12 protein-coding genes are annotated in these 13,824 nt (G+C 63.4%); 7 read left to right on the plus strand and 5 right to left on the minus strand.

Features of this window, described 5'->3' with window-relative positions:
* Position 1 precedes the first annotated feature (1 nt).
* Genes GPA22_RS11340 through tssJ form a run of 5 tightly spaced genes read right to left on the minus strand, consistent with a single transcriptional unit; the run spans position 2 to position 7,047 of the window.
* A complete protein-coding gene (locus GPA22_RS11340; protein ID WP_169256179.1) occupies positions 2–1,477 on the minus strand; it encodes a hypothetical protein in 1,476 nt (491 codons plus the stop codon).
* An 8-nt stretch (positions 1,478–1,485) separates the two neighbouring features.
* Complete coding sequence (locus GPA22_RS11345; RefSeq protein ID WP_246264266.1) at positions 1,486–4,266, minus strand: type VI secretion system Vgr family protein; 2,781 nt, start codon at positions 4,264–4,266, stop codon at positions 1,486–1,488.
* A gap of 6 nt (positions 4,267–4,272) precedes the next feature.
* Complete coding sequence (locus GPA22_RS11350; RefSeq protein WP_169256180.1) at positions 4,273–5,031, minus strand: DotU family type IV/VI secretion system protein; 759 nt, start codon at positions 5,029–5,031, stop codon at positions 4,273–4,275.
* On the minus strand, positions 5,028–6,371 hold the full coding sequence (gene tssK / locus GPA22_RS11355) for a type VI secretion system baseplate subunit TssK (RefSeq protein ID WP_169256181.1): 1,344 nt from the start codon (positions 6,369–6,371) through the stop codon (positions 5,028–5,030). Before tssK ends, GPA22_RS11350 begins: the two co-directional genes overlap by 4 nt.
* 19 nt (positions 6,372–6,390) lie before the next feature.
* Positions 6,391–7,047, minus strand: a complete 657-nt coding sequence (tssJ, locus tag GPA22_RS11360) for a type VI secretion system lipoprotein TssJ (protein ID WP_246264272.1) — start codon at positions 7,045–7,047, stop codon at positions 6,391–6,393.
* Between the two features lie 105 nt (positions 7,048–7,152).
* Between tssJ and GPA22_RS11365 the strand changes: the two genes are divergently transcribed.
* The 7 genes from GPA22_RS11365 to tssG are packed head-to-tail and all read left to right on the plus strand — an operon-like array spanning position 7,153 to position 13,823.
* On the plus strand, positions 7,153–7,809 hold the full coding sequence (locus tag GPA22_RS11365; protein WP_169256183.1) for a tetratricopeptide repeat protein: 657 nt from the start codon (positions 7,153–7,155) through the stop codon (positions 7,807–7,809).
* A gap of 53 nt (positions 7,810–7,862) precedes the next feature.
* Entirely contained in the window at positions 7,863–8,384 is a 522-nt protein-coding gene (tssB, locus tag GPA22_RS11370) for a type VI secretion system contractile sheath small subunit (RefSeq protein ID WP_169256184.1), read from the plus strand.
* Entirely contained in the window at positions 8,381–9,868 is a 1,488-nt protein-coding gene (tssC, locus tag GPA22_RS11375) for a type VI secretion system contractile sheath large subunit (RefSeq protein WP_169256185.1), read from the plus strand. Before tssB ends, tssC begins: the two co-directional genes overlap by 4 nt.
* A 30-nt stretch (positions 9,869–9,898) precedes the next feature.
* On the plus strand, positions 9,899–10,435 hold the full coding sequence (locus GPA22_RS11380; protein ID WP_169256186.1) for an Hcp family type VI secretion system effector: 537 nt from the start codon (positions 9,899–9,901) through the stop codon (positions 10,433–10,435).
* A 46-nt stretch (positions 10,436–10,481) separates the two neighbouring features.
* Positions 10,482–10,961: a type VI secretion system baseplate subunit TssE gene (tssE, locus tag GPA22_RS11385; RefSeq protein WP_169256187.1), complete on the plus strand. Its 480-nt coding sequence runs from the start codon at positions 10,482–10,484 to the stop codon at positions 10,959–10,961.
* Position 10,962: 1 nt separating this feature from the next.
* The gene (gene tssF / locus GPA22_RS11390) at positions 10,963–12,789 is read left to right on the plus strand and encodes a type VI secretion system baseplate subunit TssF (protein ID WP_169256188.1); all 1,827 of its coding nucleotides are present in this window, start codon (positions 10,963–10,965) and stop codon (positions 12,787–12,789) included.
* Positions 12,753–13,823: a type VI secretion system baseplate subunit TssG gene (gene tssG / locus GPA22_RS11395; protein WP_169256189.1), complete on the plus strand. Its 1,071-nt coding sequence runs from the start codon at positions 12,753–12,755 to the stop codon at positions 13,821–13,823. The genes tssF and tssG overlap by 37 nt, the downstream gene beginning before the upstream one ends.
* Position 13,824: the final 1 nt, after the last annotated feature.

The raw sequence follows: 13,824 nt of genomic DNA on the forward strand, positions 1-13,824 counted from the left end.
CCTATTTGCCCTTGTGCCAGTTGTTGGTGAGCGTCGGCACGCCCACCAGGTCCACATGTTCACCACCGAAATTGCTGTAGCCCCAGTTGGTGGGTTGGCGCCTGCCAAGGTGGGCCGTGTCGAGGTTGGCCGGGTCAAGCACGATCTGCTTGCCGCCACCCGCCGTCCAGAAATAATTCCCTTTGTCGTCTGCCTTGACAGGATTACCCGCGCGGTCTTTGAGCACCTGCGACGCGGTTTCACCTTCCCACACTTTCAGAGGTTTGCCTGGTGGCACGGTGTAGGTGACGACTTCCCCGTTGCCGTTCCAGTTCGCCCAGACAGCGAAGCGGTCGCGCCAGTCGGTTTTGCTCTTGAGCAGATCGAATTCCTCCTTGCGCATCCAGCAGATACTGTTGTCGGCGGAGTTCGGATCGATTACCCGGTAGAGTACCGTGCCGGGTGGAATTTCCGCCGGTTCAAGGATGTGGAATGTCCTGAAACTCTTCCTAAGTGGTCGGCTCGCGCTTATATCGGTAATGTCCGGATAGCCCTCAGGGATGGCTGGGCACGTCTTTTTGGCTTTCTTCGGCGCCCTCCGTCGCACCTTCACCCACGACGGCGGATCGGCCCTGAGCGCAGCGATCTCCGCTTCCAGCCCGGGCCGCCGATAAGCATGCGGATTGTGCGCATTGGTGCTAGCGCGGTATGTCATGTCGGCTTCGACATCGAGGCGCCGGGCGATGCGTTCGAGCATGTCCTGCAAGGGTTGCACCACTTCGCCCAGTTTCCTGTGCGCCTTGTCGCGCACGACCTGTACCTTGGCGAGCAGTTGGCCGACCTGTGTCTTCATGGCCGCCGAGCCCCAGCGATCCATCAGTTCGGCGAGTTGTTTGAGCGGGCCGATCACGGAATCGAAGGCCTTCACGAGCGCGTTGGCGCTGGCCGCCGCCTTCAGTTCGCGTGTCTTCGTCGCAAGATGCTTGTAGACGTTGTCGATCTTGAGCGCGGCCAAGGTCTTGCGCACCGGCGGGCTGGCAAGATGCTGGTTGAGCTTGACGATGCTCGCTTCGACGAACGGGCGGGTCGCGAGCCAGACGCTGCCGTTGAGCGCCTTCACTGTATGCGTGACGACGGCCTTGCGCGCCCCGTTGAGGAGGATCTTCAGGCATCCCTTGGCGAGGGAGCCCAGAACCGGGACGAGGCCGACGAGGGTGATGGCGAGTGCAAACCAGTGCAGCGCGTTGTCGTCGTCTTCGCTGATTTTCTTGCAATTCGCAACCACGTCGCGAATGTCGCAGAGCTGATCCACGAACGGGACCATCGAGATCACCGTTCCGGTGGCGATTTGCGCGGCGCTCTGGTCTTCGGCGAAATCGCCCTGGATGACCACCCAGATCCACTCGGCTGCTGCAGCAAGCTCCTGCCTGGAGCTTTGCACCCAGCGGCTGGGCGCAGCGGCATACCACGCGAGCGCGTTTTCGAGTTCTTCCCACATGCTTGTCTTCAGCCCATCCTGCTCTTGGCTGCAGCGATCACATCCCGGAGCGCGGCCCAAGGCTTTTCTGCAAGCGGCGTACGTTGTTCGTACTCGACGCGCAGGGCGTTTCCTGGAACGGCGTCGTGACGGGCGAAACCATTTCCGTCGAGTTTTCCTTCGATGACCTGATCGCCATCGAAGACGATCTTGTATCCTTGGCCAACAAAGGGTTCTCCCTCGGCGTCGAAGTGGCTGATCTCAATCCAGTTCTCCATCTCGGCGTGACCGGATGGCAATGGCGGGAGGTTGGCAAAACCCTTTGCCGGCCCCTCGAACGCATGCCCCGCCCCCTTCACCGAAAACGTCCCCGGGCAGGCGAAGGTAATGTCGCCGCCCTGCAGCGTTACCGAGGACTGGCCCGCCTGCAGCACGATGCGGTCCTTGGCGGAGATGTGGATCTCGTCGTTCGAACTGGTCACCGCCACCGACTGGTCGGCGAGGATTTCCATCGCGTCGGTGTGTGCCTGCACGGTCTGGCTGCCGGCCGCGGCAATGCTCCTGATGCCGCCCGAGTGGCTGAACCAGCTTGCCCCCTCGCCGATCGTGGCGCTGAAGGCATGTGTCGCGGCGACGTGAAAGTCCTGCTGCGTGGTGGCGTGCAACTGACCTCCCGCGAATAGCAGGGCCGCTGCGGGGGTGGAAAGACCGATGTCGTCCGGACCCTCGGTGAGAATGTACGGGTGCGAGAACCGCTCGGTGGGGGCGTCCGGGTCGCGGCTGCCGGGCCGGGCTTTCCGGGGCTCCTGCCCGCCGACGCTTCCTTCGAAGCGGCCTGCGCGAGAAACGTCGATTGCGTCGATGAAGGCGCTCTGCCCGGCGTTGGCGGTGAGTGGCCGGGCGGACTGCGCTGCGGCGGCAGCGGACAACGCCTGTGCGGTGTGTTCCGCCGCCCGCAGTTGGCTGACCGCATCGGCGACGTCCATCTGTGTCGAGGCCGCGTTGGGGCGGGCGGCGGCCGAGATCAAGATGCCCTCGCCAGCGCGGATCGCCATCCAGCCGTCGGTGCGCAATTCGAGCCCCGTCCCGCGCCAGGGGCCACGCACCGCGCTTCGTGGGTCATGCTCGACGAGGTGGCCGAGTGAAAGCTGTGATGCGGCGTAACTGCTGGCGAGTCTCGTGCGCAACTGGCCGGGTGCGTCGTCCGCGAGCCATTGATTGAGGCCCGTATCGCCCCCGTGCGTGTCGCTCGTCCAGCCCGAGATCACGCCGGGGTGGTTGGCCGTGCTTGCGTCGCCGGCGCTGAAGGGGGGAAGGTCGCCCCCGTTGTAGAGTTGACCGACCACGAGGGGGCGATCGATGTCACCTTCGACGAAATCCACCAACACTTCAGTGCCCGTTCGCGGCAGGAAGTGACTCCCCCAGTCTGGGCCCGAAAGCCATTCGGCAACGCGCACCCAGGTGCCGCTGCGCTCGTCTCCCGGCGCGTTTTCGCCACCTGTTTCCGGGGTTGTCGCCGCGAGCCCGCCATCGTTCGGCCTTTCGCCACGTTGCCAGTGAAACTGCACCTTGATCCGGTGATCGCGGTCGGACGTCAGTGCGGCAGATGCCTCGCCGACGACCACCGCGGTCTCGGCATGCGCCAGCGGCTTCCGGCGCGGTGCAGGCAGGATGGGTGCTGCGGCAGGCTGAATCACGAAGTCGTTGCGATAGCTGCCGGGCTCGATGTCGTGGATGGGCAGGAGCTTCGTGGCGCCGCTGCCCAGGTTGTTGGTGGCGCGATGATCGACGCTGAGGACGGCAAACTCCGCGTGCTCGCCGCTGAACGCGGCGTGGCCTTCCAGGACGAATCGTGTCCCCGCAGTCATCATGCGCACCGTGCCTTCGCCGCACAGGCGCCGATAGCGGCTTTCGTGCCCGGAGAGGGCGAGATCCACCCGCTGCGCAGCCGATTCATCGGATTCGAAGCGGTACGCGCCACTTCCGTCGTAATCCTCCAGACGGGGCGGGTCGTCGTGGTTGACTGCACTGCGGGCATGGGCACCGGTCGCGGCGAGGGTCCGATAATCCCATGCGCTCCGGCTTACGGCGTTCGTGCCGATACGGTAGGCGTCCGCGAGCGTCTGGATGGTGTCGGCGGCCTCGGTAGCGTCGGCGCGGTGATACCGGATGCGCTCCTGAAGTGATCGGGTGCGTTCGGCGTGGCGATCGAAGAAGATGACCGCGTGCCGGGAGCGGTCCGCCGCCTCGCCGGTCTCGGGCGCCTGCTCATGTTCAAACCGGAAGGAGATTCCTTCTTCGGCGAGCAGGCGCAGCAGGAAATCGAGATCGCTTTCGCGGTGCTGAATGCAGAGGCTGCGCTTGCGCAGCGTCTGGGTGACCTGGAAACGCCAGTTGGCGTGAGTCGTGTAGCCGGCAAACACGGCGTCGCATATTCCGCGCAGGTCAAGGTCCTGAAAGATGCGGCTGCGCCGCCCCTGGGCGAGCAGGGCGATCCAGGGCTCCAGCGTCAGTCGGTAACGTGCCAGGCCGCCGTCGCTGCCGAGCGGGGCTGCGTGCGTACAGTAGCCATGCCAGGTCCGCATGCCGCCGTCCGCCAGACGCAGGCGCAGTGCGAACTCCCTGCCCAGCACGTCCGGAAGGGGGATATGCGCATTGGTCGCGATGCAATCGACGTCGAAACGGAACAGCTCGTTGACCGCTTCGCGTCCCGCCATTCGTTCGACGAGCAACGCCGTCGCGACCGGGGATCGGATTTCGATCAGGCGCGCACGCTGCGACAGCAGGGAATCGAGTTCTGCGGATCGCATCTGCGGTCAGGGCAGCGTGATGGTGATGTGGGGACGTCTGGCGGCGACCTTGATGATGTCGTGATAGGGCGCAAGGGCTTCCCGCGTGGTGTATTCCAGATGGCTGCGGATGCCGGTGAAGGCGCCGAGCGCGCTCAGCGCAACCATGGCGACGGTCACCCATGCGGGCAGGCTGCGTCGCAGTTCATGCGAGATGCTGTCGGGGCGGGCGCCGTGGGGCGCGAAGCCCGCCTTGCGGCCCTTGATGTGAGCGATCTGCTCGCCGACCTGTGCGGTCAGGTAGGCCAGTCGCTCCGGCCCTTCGAGCAGATACTTGCCGCGAAACCCGAGCAGCAGGCACATGTGGAACACTTCCAGCGCCTGTATCCGGCGGGATCCCGCGTCGCGGGCGACGCCGAGCTTGTCGAAGAAATATTCGCCGGCGAGCTGGTCGCCAAACAGGCTCAGCTGCAGCGGACGGCGCTCCCAGTCATCGCGGATCGAAAGCCGTGATGCCAGGATCGCCTCGTCGACGGTTGCGCAGAACGCATATTTGGCGTCGAAGATATCTTCGGGCGTGAAATCGTGCCGCTTCGCCTGGCGTTCGAAATCCGCGAGAAAACCGGTCACGCAGTCGGAAAACTCGCGCGCGTCGCGCGGCGTCTTCGAGTTCCGCAGCAGGAACACCATGTAGAACCCTTCGTACAGCAGATCCGCAAGAGTGGTTCGGGGCGTGGAAGTCACTTGTCCCGTGGGCGCGGCGAATATCGACGGATTGGCGTTCATGAAGTGACGGCGATCAGTTCGAGTTTGAGGTCGGGATACCCGGCCGGGGCATAGATCGTGATGCTGCGCGCCTTGACCATGCGCTCGTACAGGGGGCCGTGCGGGTCGAGGCTGAAATAGCAGGCTCCGGGACGCACGGGTATCGCGGGTGGCACCTGTGCGCAGTGCGTGAGGGATACCCCGCCCATGGCCGAAAGCACGAGCTTTTCGACGTCGTCGGGCGCTCCCGCCTTGAAGCGGGCGGGGACCGATTCGATGATCTCCGACAGGGGAAGTGCCGCCGACACGGCCATGAAGAATCGCGAGTCGTGCGAGATCTTGTCCGAATCGATCCTGCCCAGATGAAACGACGGCTTCTGCTCGACCAGCGCAATCGCGAAATAACGTGTCGAGATCACGGCTTCGAGCAGACTGCGCAGGATGTCGTCGATCTTCTCGAAGCACGAAGCGGGGCGTCGGTGATCGTACGTGGGCAGTTCCGCGAGCGTGTGGGATTTCGAGAACGTCATCAGTCCGCCGGCAAGGCGCAACAGTTCCTGAAAGAGACGTTCGGGGTGGAGTGACGGATTTCGCTGGATGTGGGCGAGCGCTGCGAACGCGCTGCTCGCGGTGTGCAGGAGCCAGAACGACGCGACGTCCCCGGAACGGAATTCGATGACGTTCTTCGTCGGTTCGCGATGGAATCCATACAGCGCATCGACTTTCGCCTGGAGCGCGTCGAGTAGTCGCCGCAACATCAGGCACAAGGCCGGTGCGCCATCGACGCGCAGGCTCGGGGCGATGAAGGATGGATCGAATTCGTACCCGTTGGTAGGGGTCCGGCGGATGCGCAGGAGCGGGATCGTCAGGTACTGATCGGACGCCTGTGTGCTCGCGATCAGACGCGACTGCTTGCGCAGGACACTGATTTCCGCCTCCAGTGCGTCGGTAAACAGATCGGGCACCTGGTGCGTGTCGAGCACGTAGCGGCTGTTCGTGGTGCCGCCTTCGCCCGCGTCGTAGTTGCGTCCGAAATCCCGCAGATGGTGCAGCGCGAGGTGGAACTCGATCGGACCGCCTTCCCAGTCGAACTGGTCTAGCGCGAGGGGAGACGGGGGACGGTCCTCGCCCGGAGCGCAGTAGATTTCGCCGTCAGGCAGTACCACGTCGAGACGGTCGACGCGCAAGGTCCCGCTCGCGAGTGCGTCGTGGTCGAATTCAAGCGCGCGCAAGCCCCATGCAAACGGCTCCGCCGCGAGCATGGCCTTACGGACGCATGCCTCGTGGCGGGCATCCTGCTGCTGGAAGTGCTGGGGACGAAGAAACAGTCCTTCGCCCCACAGGATCTTGTTGGGTGTCACGGTGTTCGGGTTTCCTGGGTCAGATGCAGCGCACGCCCGAGAGCGCGCGGGAAGATGCGGCCATTGCGGGACTGGAAAGCTCACCGGTTCCCGCCGTCATCGCGCAGGTGTGGAACCCGATGGCGATGCCGGTCTTCTGCGATGCGTCGCGGTCGAATGCCAGCTTCCATCGGTTCGCCGCCGGTTTGTGAAATTGCGCGACGACACCGATGACCTTGACGCGCCCCGGTACCTGCTCCTCGAACCGGTAGGTTCGGCTGGGGAGGAGCGTCATTTCGCGAACGGCCACGAGATCGTTCTGCAGCGCATCGCGTTCGGCGTCCGGATCGCTGGCCTGCCCGTATGTCAGGCGCGCGAACGCGGTGTCGCTGCGCAACTGGTAAATGCGCACGACCAGTGCCAGGGGGGCGCCGCTAGCCGTGGCGTTGGTCGCCGGGCCCGTCGACAAGGTCATGGCAAGCGGACGCGGCGCATCCGGATCGGGACGATCCTCCGTCTTGCGCAGTCCGGCCGCTTCCATGGCCACCCCTGCCACCGTCCCTGCAATCCGAAGTGCGGATGCAGATGCGCAACCCGCCCCGCTCGCGGCGAGCGACAGGATAAGGGCGGCGCTCCCGAAGCGCGCCAGTCGCCCCGCCGTTGTTTCAGTGAAAGGTCCAGTGCGTGACAAAAGCATAAAAAATAATGCCAAAGGATTGCGTTGTGTTTCGATGCGAATGTACTATGCCGGACTGCGTTGTGCAATGATGTAAATGACATTGGAACGTTTTCAGGGGTAGTGATGGCAATCGGAAATCTACGAACGACGGGCGCTCTGGCGATGGTCTTGCTGGTCACCGGATGTGCGTCCGCGCCGCAGAAGATGTCGCAGGACGAGTTTTCGCAGTACTTGCAGACGACGACCCTGCAGGTCGATCAGCTGCTCTCGGAGAGCAAGCGGGATGAGGCAGTCGGCCTTCTGTCGAAGGCGGCGGATCTCAACCCCGCAGCAAAGGATCCGTGGGTACGCATCGCGAAGATCCAGTTTGACGGTGGCAAGTACGGCGAAGCGATCGTCGCGGCCGGTGAGGTGTTGCAACGCGATCCGGCGGACCGTGTGGCAAAGAGCGTCCGCGCCGTAAGCGGCCTGCGTGTGGCAACCGAGTCGCTCGCTGACCTGCGTACCGATACCGAAATGACCGGCTCGGCGCGCGGCGACGCCGTTGCCCTGGCCAAGGTGATGCGCGAATCGCTGGGCGAGTCGGTGCTCATTCCGCCGCCCACGCGTGAAGAACTCGAGGCACGGCGGTTGGCCGAGGAGCGGGAAAAGAACCAGAACCAGAAGCAGAAGGCCAGGCCGAAGGCGCGCGTAAAGAAGGTCACGCCGGCCGTGAGTGCTGCCGAGCCGGCCACGCCCGGCGCCCCCGGCGGTGCTGGTCCATTCAGCGGTCTTCGATAAGAGTGCCCACCGGGGCGCCGCTTGATTTGGCGGCGCCTCGCCAGGAGGAAACCGTGTCCAGGAAGGAAAGCGTTCAGAAGCGTCTGCAGAAGGTCAGGCCACCGCGCGTGCAATTGACCTATGACGTGGAGAAAGGTGACGCCGTCGAACAGAAGGAGCTGCCTTTCGTTGTCGGCGTGCTCGGCGATTTCGCCGGCCAGAGCGAAACAGGGCAGGCGAAGCTGCGTGACCGCAAGTTCGTCGGCGTCGATACCGACAACTTCGATGACGTGATCGCTGCGGTCGCGCCGCGCGCGTCGTTTCAGGTCAGGAACAGGCTTTCAGGCGAGGGGGGTGAGTTCGCCGTCGATCTGACTTTCAGCGCTTTCGAGGATTTTCGTCCCGAATCCGTCGTCCGGCAGCTCGAGCCCCTGCGCAAGCTGATGGAAGCGCGCGCCAAGCTTGCGGAACTTCGAAACAAGTTGGCAGGCAACGAGAAACTTGATGATCTCCTCAGCGATGTGTTGACGAGCACGGAGAAGCTGCGCGCCATCGGCGCATGCGGCAACGCCGCAGAATCGGGGGAGGAGCGATGACCACGATGCACTCCGGGGCGGTCGATGTCTTTGCTGCGGGTTCCGAGGCTCCTCTCCTCGATCGCATCATCGAAGAGAGTCGCGTCGCCCGCTCTGAATCGGAACGACACCACGCGCGCGACATCATCGGTGAGTTGGCCAGGCAGGTTCTCGATGGCGAAGTCGTCGTGTCCGAAAATCTGTCCGCGTCTCTCGACGCACGTCTGGCGGAGCTCGATCGTCTGATCTCGGCGCAACTCAGCGAAGTGATGCACGCGGCCGAGTTCCAGGCGCTGGAGAGTGCGTGGACCGGCCTGCACTATCTCTGCCGCCAGTCCGCGACAGGCCCTCAACTGAAGATCAAGTTGCTGAACGCGACGAAACGCGATCTCGTCAAGGATTTCAAGACGGCGATCGAGTTCGATCAGAGCGCGCTTTTCAGGAAGGTCTACGAAGAGGAGTTCGGCACCTTCGGTGGTTCCCCCTTCGGTGTCCTGCTCGGCCAGTTCGAAATGACGCGCCAGCCGGAAGACCTCTATCTGCTCGAGCAGATGTCCCATGTCGCCGCGGCTGCACACGCTCCGTTCATCACTGCGGCGTCGCCCGAGCTGTTCGGCCTCGAATCCTACGTCGAGTTGAGCCGGCCGAGAGACCTCTCGAAGGTGTTCGATACGGTCGAATACGCCAAGTGGAAATCCTATCGCGACTCCGAGGATGCCCGATACGTGGGGCTGACCCTGCCGCGTTTCCTCGGGCGCCTGCCTTATAACCCGATCGACGGGATCACCACGGAGGGATTCAATTTCGTGGAGGAGGTCGATGGTGCCGATCATTCGAAATACCTTTGGTGCAACGCCGCGTTCGCCTTCGGTGCCCGACTGACCAACGCGTTCGAGAACCACGGCTGGTGCGCCGCGATCCGCGGCGTCGAGGGCGGAGGCCTGGTCGAGGACCTGCCGACGCACACCTTCCGCACTGGCGAGGGCGAGGTGGCATTGAAATGCCCGACCGAGATTGCCATCACCGACCGGCGCGAAAAGGAGCTCAGCGATCTGGGCTTCATTCCGATGGTCCATTGCAAGAACACCGACTATGCGGCGTTCTTCGGCGCGCAATCGACGCAGAAAGCCCGTCGCTATGACACCGATGCGGCGAACGCGAACGCCTCGTTGTCGGCGCAGCTCCAGTACATCTTTGCAGTGTGCCGAATCGCCCACTACATGAAAGCGATGATGCGCGACAAGATCGGCAGCTTTGCCAGTGCCGCCAATGTCGAGATGTACCTGCAGCGCTGGATCGATCAGTACGTCACGGCCGACGATACGGCATCGCAGGAAACCAAGGCGCAGTTTCCGCTGCGGGAAGCATCGATCGAAGTGGGCGAGGTGCCCGGACGTCCCGGTGTATACCGTGCGGTCTCGTTCATCCGCCCGCATTTCCAGCTCGACGAGCTTTCCGTGTCACTAAGACTGGTCGCTGAACTGCCCCAGTCTGGAAAGGCCTGATTGTTCGACTATCTGAAGGATTGAAAAGCCATGAAGGATATCTACATCGAGTTCAAGGGCAGCGACATCAAGGGCGACTCGCGCGATACGAAACACAAGGACCAGGTCGAGGTGTATTCGTGGCTACATAGCATCCGTCAGCCGAAATCGGCCACCGCGTCGAGCGCAGGCGGACACACGGCCGAGCGCTGCGAACACGGCGAGATGATCTTCACGAAGGACATCGACGGCGCGAGTCCGAAGCTCTATCAGGCCTGTTCCTCGGGACTCATCATCAACGATGCGATCATTTGTTTCTATCGCGCGTTCGGCGGCAAGAACACCACCGGTAATCCGAGCGGTACGCAGAACCGTCACCAGTATCTCAAGATCGAACTCAAGAACGTGCTGATTTCGTCGGTATCGCCGTCCGTATCGAGTGAAGGCATTCCATCGGAAACCTTCGCCCTGAAGTACTCTGCGGTCAAGTGGACGTATGACGAACTCAATATCGACGGGAACAAGTCGGGCAAGGTGAACATCCAGGGGGCCTGGAACCTGGCGAAGAATGCACCGAGCCTGACCTGATCCTCTTGTCGTGCTCGTTCCCGCGTAGCCGGGCTATGCTGCCATCGTGAAAGGTTTCGAGCCCACCTTCTTCGACAAGTTGTTCGACGACAGCCCGGCCGAGCCCGCTCGGCGCAGCCTGTCGATCGAGCAGCTGAAGGATGCGGTTGCGCGGGATCTGGAAGCGCTCCTCAATGCGCGCACGATCGTCGATGAGTCGGTTGCCGCAAGCTATCCGCAGGCAATGCGTTCGCCGCTTACCTACGGGCTTGCGGACTTCGCGGCCATGAGCCTGAACAATCCCGAGCATCGGGCGGCGATCTGCCAATCGATCGAACTGGCGATTGCCCGCCACGAGCCCCGTCTGCGCAATGTCGAGGTTCAGCTCGAACTCGACCGGCGTTCCGTCAACGCGCTGTACTTTTCGATCAAGGCCTTGCTGGTGGTCCGCCCCGCCCGGGAGCCGGTGAATTTCGACGCATTGCTGCAACCGACAACCCTCCTGTATTCGGTGAATCGGCGGGTGCCGCGAAGCGGAACGAACTGAGATGGATGATCTGCTTCCCCATTACGAACGCGAACTCGCGTTCCTGCGCGGCCATTCGCGCGAATTTGCCGAGCGTTACCCGAAGATTGCCGGGCGACTGCTCGTCAATGGCGATGGGTGTGACGATCCGCACGTCGAGCGGATGATCGAATCATTCGCGCTGCTGTCGGCGCGAATCTCGCGCAAGCTCGAGGATTCCTATCCGCAATTTACCGAGGCCCTGCTGCAGGTCCTCTATCCACACTATCTGCGCCCGTTTCCCGCCTGTTCGATCGCTCATTTCGACCTGGGCGGCGGGGAGCTGCAGCTTTCGGGTGCGGCGGCCATCGCGCGCGGGAGTGAGCTCCGGTCGCGGCCCGTGAATGGGATTGCCTGCCGCTTTCGTACTGCCTGGCAGGTCGATCTCCTGCCGCTGCGTGTAGACCAGTTCCGTTTCGACCCAGTCGCGTGGATGCCTGCATCGGTGCGGGCGCCGCGTGGCGTATCGGGAATACTGACGCTGGGTTTATGCGTTCTCGGTGCGGGTGCGCGCGCTGCCGATCGGGTGCGCCTGTACATCGACGCCGAGTCTTCCGTTGCCGCAGCGCTGCGTGATGCCCTGTTTCTGCGTGTCGCGCAGGCGTGGGTCGAAAGTGAGGAGGGGGTATGGCATCCGCTGGAAGGCAGTCCGATCGGGGAAGTGGGTTTTACCGACGACGAATCGCTCATCGACTTCCCCGACAACTCCCATGACGCGTACCGGCACCTGACCGAATATTTCGCGTTCCCGGAAAAATACAACTTCTTCGATCTGTTGCTCGATCGATTGCCGCCCTCGTGGCGTTCGGGGGCATCGCTCCGGTTTCATTTCGCGCTGAAGGACGTGCGCCCGGAGGGGGAGACAGCCCGGCTTCTCGCCGACGTGACGAAGGAGTCCGTGAAGCTCGGCTGCGTCCCGATCGTCAATCGCTTCGAGCGTCACGGCGAGCCGATCCGCTTGAGCGGACGCACGTCGACGTACCCCGTCGTTGCCGATGGACGGCAGGCGCATGCCTACGAGGTGTATTCCATCGACACGGTGCGTTGTGTCAGCCGAGGAGTGGAAGGCGAATCGCACACCGAATATCGCCCGTTCTTTTCCTTGCGGCACAATGAAACGCAGGAACAGGACGGCCATTACTGGCACGCCGAGCGCGACGCGCGGGTTGCCGAAAGCAGTCCCGGGTACGAGATGGCACTGACGATTGTCGGTACGGATTTCGACCCGGTAAATCCGCGGTCGGACGTCCTGAGCCTCTCGCTGACCTGCACGAACAGGGATCTCCCGGCGCGCCTTTCGATCGGACTGGACGGAGGCGACCTGTTCGCCGAAGGCGGCGGCGTCGTGCGGGCGATCCGGTTGCTGCGAGCGCCAACCAGGCCGTGCCGGTTCAACCATGAGCGTGACGGCCTGTGGCGCCTGATATCCCACCTGTCGCTCAATCATCTCTCCCTTACCGGCAGTGGCCTCGCCGCCTTCAAGGAAATGCTCGGGCTCTACGACATGCGCCGGACGGCAGTGTCGCGGCGACAGATCGACGGCATCCGCGGCATTGAACAACGCGAAAAGACGTGCTGGATGGTGGGGCGTCCGTTTGCGGGCTTTGTACGGGGTGTCGAAGTGCGACTGACAGTCGACGAAGACAGCTTCGTCGGGGTCGGTCTGGATGTCTTTTCGCGCGTGATCGACCGGTTCCTGGGCCTGTATGTGCACCTGAACAGTTTCGTGCAGCTGGTGCTCGTTTCCGTCAGAACAGGGGAGGAGCTTGTTCGATGCAAGCCGCGCTCGGGCGATTCGATCCTGGGCTGATCGAGCAACTCGTTCAGGCACCCTACCGGTTTGAATTCTTTCAGGCGGTACGGCTGCTCGACGGCCTGTTCCGTCGCGAACCCGCAGGGCGCCCGCACGGCGCGGATGCCCTGTCCGACAGCATCCGGTTCCGGAACACGCTGCATCAGGGTTTCGCGCCCGCCGAGATCGAGGCGCTGGAGGTGTGGCATGACGCGAGCGACGATGGCGACGGGCCTGGCAGCCTGCGGAGGGTCGAGATCACCCCGTATTGCATCGGGCTTCTGGGCACCCACGGGGTATTGCCGGCGCATTACACGGAGCGCATCTCCGAACGCGAGCGCTACTACCGGGATCGCGCAGCACGCGCCTTGCTCGACATCTTCGCGAACCGCGCGATCGGCCAGTTCTACCAAGCCTGGAAAAAATACCGGTTGCCGCTGCAGTACGAGTGCGACCGTCGTAATCGCTTCCTGCCACTGGTGCTGTCCGTGGCGGGCCTGGGTTTTGACGCCTTGCGCGACCGGATGCGGGCAGAGCCGGGTTGTGTCGAGGATGAGGCGATTGCGCGTGTTGCGAGCCTGCTAGGGCAGCATCCGCTGTCCGCGGGGGCGCTGACGCGCATTCTCGCAGGCCACTTCCGCGTTCCGGTCCGTGTCGAGCAGTTCGTGGGCGCATGGTATGTGCTGTCCGACGATCAGCGTACCGCGCTGGGCGGGCGCAATGCTGCACTGGGGCGCACCGCACTCGCGGGCGATCGTGTGTGGCAGCGCAACCTGAAGGTCCGTGTCCATCTGGGGCCGCTGTCGGCGGGCGCGTATCACGCATTTCTCCCCGGCGGCGAAGCCGCGGCGGCCCTGGCCAAATTGCTGATGCTCGCGACCGGGCACCAGTTCGAATACGAAATCTGCCCGTGCCTGCGTGCCGAGGATGTCCACCCCGCGACGCTCGACATCGGCAAGCCCGTGCGACTCGGTCGTGACGCCTTTCTCGCTTCACGTCCATCCGCGCACGATCGCAGCGATGCCGCTTACGCTGCGCGCCCCCTCAATTGAT

The organism is Aromatoleum toluvorans, from assembly GCF_012910905.1.
GTDB lineage: Bacteria > Pseudomonadota > Gammaproteobacteria > Burkholderiales > Rhodocyclaceae > Aromatoleum > Aromatoleum toluvorans.